General features: G+C 72.1%; 5 protein-coding genes. 2 read left to right on the forward strand and 3 right to left on the reverse strand.

The features are described 5' to 3' along the window. Nucleotides 1-39 precede the first annotated feature (39 nt). The gene (locus ACFWPI_RS28575; protein ID WP_380378303.1) at nt 40-777 is read right to left on the reverse strand and encodes a class I SAM-dependent methyltransferase; all 738 of its coding nucleotides are present in this window, start codon (nt 775-777) and stop codon (nt 40-42) included. Nucleotides 778-1,084: 307 nt separating this feature from the next. Beyond that, on the reverse strand, nt 1,085-1,888 hold the full coding sequence (locus ACFWPI_RS28580) for an alpha/beta fold hydrolase (protein ID WP_380378305.1): 804 nt from the start codon (nt 1,886-1,888) through the stop codon (nt 1,085-1,087). A gap of 254 nt (nt 1,889-2,142) precedes the next feature. Here ACFWPI_RS28580 and ACFWPI_RS28585 point away from each other — a divergent pair, with 254 nt between their 5' ends. Further along, nucleotides 2,143-2,901: a helix-turn-helix domain-containing protein gene (locus ACFWPI_RS28585; RefSeq protein ID WP_380378307.1), complete on the forward strand. Its 759-nt coding sequence runs from the start codon at nt 2,143-2,145 to the stop codon at nt 2,899-2,901. Nucleotides 2,902-2,908: 7 nt separating this feature from the next. On the opposite strand, the gene ACFWPI_RS28590 is transcribed toward ACFWPI_RS28585, so the two are convergent. Beyond that, a complete protein-coding gene (locus tag ACFWPI_RS28590) occupies nt 2,909-3,196 on the reverse strand; it encodes a hypothetical protein (RefSeq protein WP_380378309.1) in 288 nt (95 codons plus the stop codon). Between the two features lie 273 nt (nt 3,197-3,469). Here ACFWPI_RS28590 and ACFWPI_RS28595 point away from each other — a divergent pair, with 273 nt between their 5' ends. Continuing rightward, nucleotides 3,470-4,042 carry an RICIN domain-containing protein gene (locus tag ACFWPI_RS28595; RefSeq protein WP_380378311.1) on the forward strand — a complete coding sequence of 191 codons (573 nt, stop codon included), beginning with the start codon at nt 3,470-3,472 and terminating at the stop codon, nt 4,040-4,042. Nucleotides 4,043-4,178: the final 136 nt, after the last annotated feature.

Here is a 4,178-nt window from a genome sequence, read left to right on the forward strand (position 1 = left end):
CGGTGGGGGCGGTCGGTTCCGGCGGCCGCCCCCACCGCGTCACCTCTGTGGTGTGCCGGCCGCGCCCACCACCAGCCAGTGGGACGGGAGGTCGATCCGGCTGCCGTCGGGCGCGAACTCGGTGAGGAACAACGGCAGTTCGCCGGAGGCGAGGACGGTGAGCCCGGCGGTGCGGAACAGCTCGCCGAAGGCCGAGTCGACGACCTCGGCGGGGGCGAGGCCGTGCTCGAAGACGGGGCGCAGCTTCGGGGGAGGGCCCTGCGGGCTCTGGGCGAGGCCGGCCAGGACGGCCTTCGCCGACGCGGACAGCTCGACGACGAACGCCCGGCCGCGATCCCCGACCAGGGCGGCGATGGCGTCGGCGACCGGCTGGCGGTCGGCCGGTTCGCACTGGTGGATCAGGGCGCGTACGTACACGTTGGCATCGCCGAGCCGGGCGTGCAGCTCCCGCACGGCCTGCCGGTCGGTGGCGTCGAGCCGGGCGAACTCGGCCCGCCCGTCCGGATGCTGGGTGCGGGCGAGCTCCACGGCGGCGGTGGACAGGTCGACCCCGAGGGCGCGGCCGAAGCGTTCGGCGAGGAAGCGGGTCTGGGTGCCGTTGCCGCAGCCGACGTCGACGACGGGCAGCGCCGGGTCGACGAGGTAGGGGTCGAACAGCGCGAGGTGCACGCTCGCGGTGAGTGCCGGCTCCGCGTCCCAGATCACCGCGCCGGCCTCCGCCGGTGCGTCGCGCCAGAAGCCCTCCCAGGCGTTCAGGTACCGACTCGACACGGGCATGGCGGAGAACCTCCCAGCTGGTGGAGCACGGTGTCGGGATCGTCCCCGGACAGCGGGCGGCGCGTGGAGGCGCGTGGGGAATCCGGCGAAGGCCTCCGCCTCCCGGCTTTCCCCGGCCTCCGAGCTGTGCGCAGCTCCGCCCGACCGGACGGCCGATGACGGTCAGTCACGCTAACGGCCCCGGCGGGCGAGGCCGGCCGCGCGTCACCCGAACGCGGTAATTCCGAGGGAAGTTCGCCCGAACGGCCGCCCGTCGTGCGAGCGCTTCGCGGTGACCCCGCAGGGCCGGTTCGGGTCGGAGCGGGGCTCAGCCGGTCACGCTCGCGGGGGTGGCGGCGAGGTCGCGGACGGTGTCGGCGATGGCGTGGAAGTCCTTGCGCAGGATCTTGGAGTGGTTGCTCGCGACCTTCGTGCTGACCCGGATGTTCGGGTTGCGGGCGAGCACCGGGTCGAGGTTGGTGCGGATCTGTTCCATCAGCTTCGCTTCGCCGCCCAGGTTGCCGCCCGTGGCGACCACGTACCGGACCGGTGCGGTCACCCGGTCGAAGACCGGGTCGAGGGCGGCGGGCGCGCAGAGCTCGTTGATCTCAAGATTGATCTCGGCGTGCTGCTCGGCGCTCATCCGTGCGGCCATGCCGAGTCGGCGGGCGATCGGGAACAGCGGGCTGAGCCGGCGGAACAGCTTGCGGATCTGCTCCCGGGTGGCGTCGTCGAGCCACTCGTGCGGGAACGCGCCGTCCACGGACACCGCCCCGAGGACGCGGTCCGGGTTCCGGGCGGCCCAGTGCACCGCGAGCATCGCGCCGTAGGACCAGCCCACCAGGATCGGCCGGTCCACGCCCCTCGCGGTGAGGACGGCGTCGATGTCGCGCAGGCACGCTTCGAACGAGTAGTCCGCCGAGCGCTTCGACTTGCCGCGGGCGCGCTCGTCGAAGGTGATGTGCCGGTAGTCGTCGCCGAGGTCGGCGATGACGCGCCGCCAGTGCGACTGGTCGGCGTAGGAGCCGTTGAGGTAGACCACGGGACGGCCGGGCCCGCCGGTGTCGGTCACGGCCAGGGCGGTGTCGTCGACGGAGACCATGCCGGTCCAGGCGGGCTGCTTGATGGTCATGGGGTGCCTTCTTCCAGGTGTGGGGGTGGCGGGCTGCTGCGGCTCGGTGTTTCTGATGATGGAAACGCTACGTTGCCTTCACGGGTAATGGCAACAAGTTCGTTGCTTGAAATCGGTATCGATGCAGGTAAAGGCGCGATTATCGTTGCAGTGGCTTTGAATTTAACGCAACGTCAGCCGCTGTGTTCGTTGCACTGGAATGGGAGTGAACGCTATGGTGAGGGCATTCAGGGAAGCGTGAAGGGAGAATCGCGGTGCCGGGAGGCAGGCTCACTCAGCAGGAACGCCAGCAGATCGCGCTGGGGATGGCCGACGGCCTCGCCTACGCGGAGATCGCCAGGCGGCTCGACCGCCCCACCTCGACGGTCACCCGCGAGGTGATGCGCAACGGAGGCCCCACCGCCTACCGCGCCGACCTGGCCCACCGCGCCACCGAACGCCGCCGCGCCCAACGGCGCAGGCCCGCCGCGCCCCGGGGGCCGGCGGCTCCCCCGCAGGCCCACGGGCGCGACGCCGAGGCCGTGCGCGAGTACCAGGAGACGTACACCGCCGTCCTGATGGCCTCCGGCATGCCCAAGATGACGGCCCGGGTGCTGGCCTGCCTCACCCTCGCCGACAGCGGCAGCCTCACCGCGTCCGAGCTGGCCCGGCACCTCCAGGTCAGCCCGCCGTCCATCTCCAAGGCGATCGCGTTCCTCGACGGCCAGGGCCTCGTCCGCCGGGAGCGCGACGAGCGCCGCCGCGAGCGCTACGTCGTCGACGACGACGTCTGGTACCAGTCGATGATGGCCAGCGCCCGCGCCACGGCCCACCTCGTCGAGGTCGCGCGGCAGGGCGTCGGCGTCCTCGGCCCGCAGACCCCGGCCGCCACCCGCCTGGAGAACATCGCCCGCTTCGTCGACTTCGTCTCCGAGAGCATCGTCCGCGCGGCGGAGCAGGCCCGCGAGATCCTCCACGCGAAGCCGGAGACGGCCCCGGCCGGCCCGGCCGCTCCGCGTCCGGACCGCGGATAGCCGGCGATCACCGGGAGGCGGCGCGGTAGGCGCGGCGCCAGGGGCCCGGGTCCGCGCCGAGGGCCTGGACGATGTCGGAGAGCAGTTCGACGTCCAGGCGTTGGCGTCCGCTGCGGAAGCAGTCGTAGACGGTGATCCGCCCGGGTGTGCGTTCCCCGGCCGGGACGCCGCGGGCTGCCCGGACGGAGCTGATCCGCCGGACGATGGTCGAGTAGGAGGGGCTGCCGGCCTCCTGCCTGAGCAGGGTGAGGGACTCGGCGAGTGCGTCCAAGGACTGCGAACGGGCTAGCGTCACATCGGAGTTGACCTCGGCTGCCCGGCAGGAGCACGGGGCCGCCGTGGTGCGCATAGGTGACCAGGTCAAAGCTCTGTCCTCCCCCCCGCCGGGCCTGCGTGAACAGCCTCTTCGCGCCGGAGGTTCCTGTCAACTGAGGTGAATCAAATGGCGAAATCCATACACTCCCGTTTGTTCGGGATCGTTCGGAAAGCTGCCCAGGCCCTCAACTCCGCTGCCAGGATGGCCGCATTCCGCAGTGACCCGACGTCAGAGAGAGAGGTGTCGGACCTCATGAAGTCCGCCCGAAAGATCGTCTCAGCACTGGCACTCGCGATCGGCCTGAGCGTCTCGTTGCCCGTCGCCGCCGCGCAGGCCGACCCCGTCAATCCGCAGCCCTACGCCTACGGTTCCCTCGTGGCGCTCGCCCGCCCGGCCAGCGGCGGCCCCAACGGCACCTACTACTGCTTGGACGAGTACCGGCAGACCAACGGCGACGGCCGGCCGGTCGTCCTGCGCCCGTGCGACGGCTCCTGGAACCAGTTCTGGTTCGTCTCGCCGGAAGGCCTCATCCGCAGCACCAACGACGGCCGTTGCCTGTGGGGCCACGTCCCGAGCGGCCCGTCCGACGGCCCGGGCGCCAAGGCGGTGGGGTGCAACGGGGGCGACCCGAACCAGCGTTGGACGTTCAACACCGACCGCAGCGTGTGCAACGCCGCCGGCGCCTGCCTGACCTACACCGGCAACCAGGGCCCGCGGTCCTCCTACGAACTCTGGACGCTGGGGCGGAACGCGAGCATGGGGCAGACCCAGGAGTTCGACTGGCACCACTCCGACAGCGACCGTCCGATCAACCCCAACATCTAGACATCTGGGCACTGTCAGGGGCCCGGCGTGGCCGGGGGGGGGGGGGGGTCCCCCGCCACCCCCGGCCCACAGGGGGGCCGCGGACCACAACCCGGGGGGGCCGGGGGGGGGCCCGGCCGGGCGGGGGGGGGGGGCC

Source organism: Kitasatospora sp. NPDC058492 (genome assembly GCF_042720685.1).
GTDB lineage: Bacteria > Actinomycetota > Actinomycetes > Streptomycetales > Streptomycetaceae > Kitasatospora.

Excerpts from the sequence above, each read along its gene's own strand:
- ACFWPI_RS28575 (WP_380378303.1), bottom strand. The coding sequence starts at position 777 with ATGCCCGTGTCGAGTCGGTACCTGAACGCCTGGGAGGGCTTCTGGCGC.
- ACFWPI_RS28580 (WP_380378305.1), bottom strand. The coding sequence starts at position 1,888 with ATGACCATCAAGCAGCCCGCCTGGACCGGCATGGTCTCCGTCGACGAC.
- ACFWPI_RS28595 (WP_380378311.1), top strand. The coding sequence starts at position 3,470 with ATGAAGTCCGCCCGAAAGATCGTCTCAGCACTGGCACTCGCGATCGGC.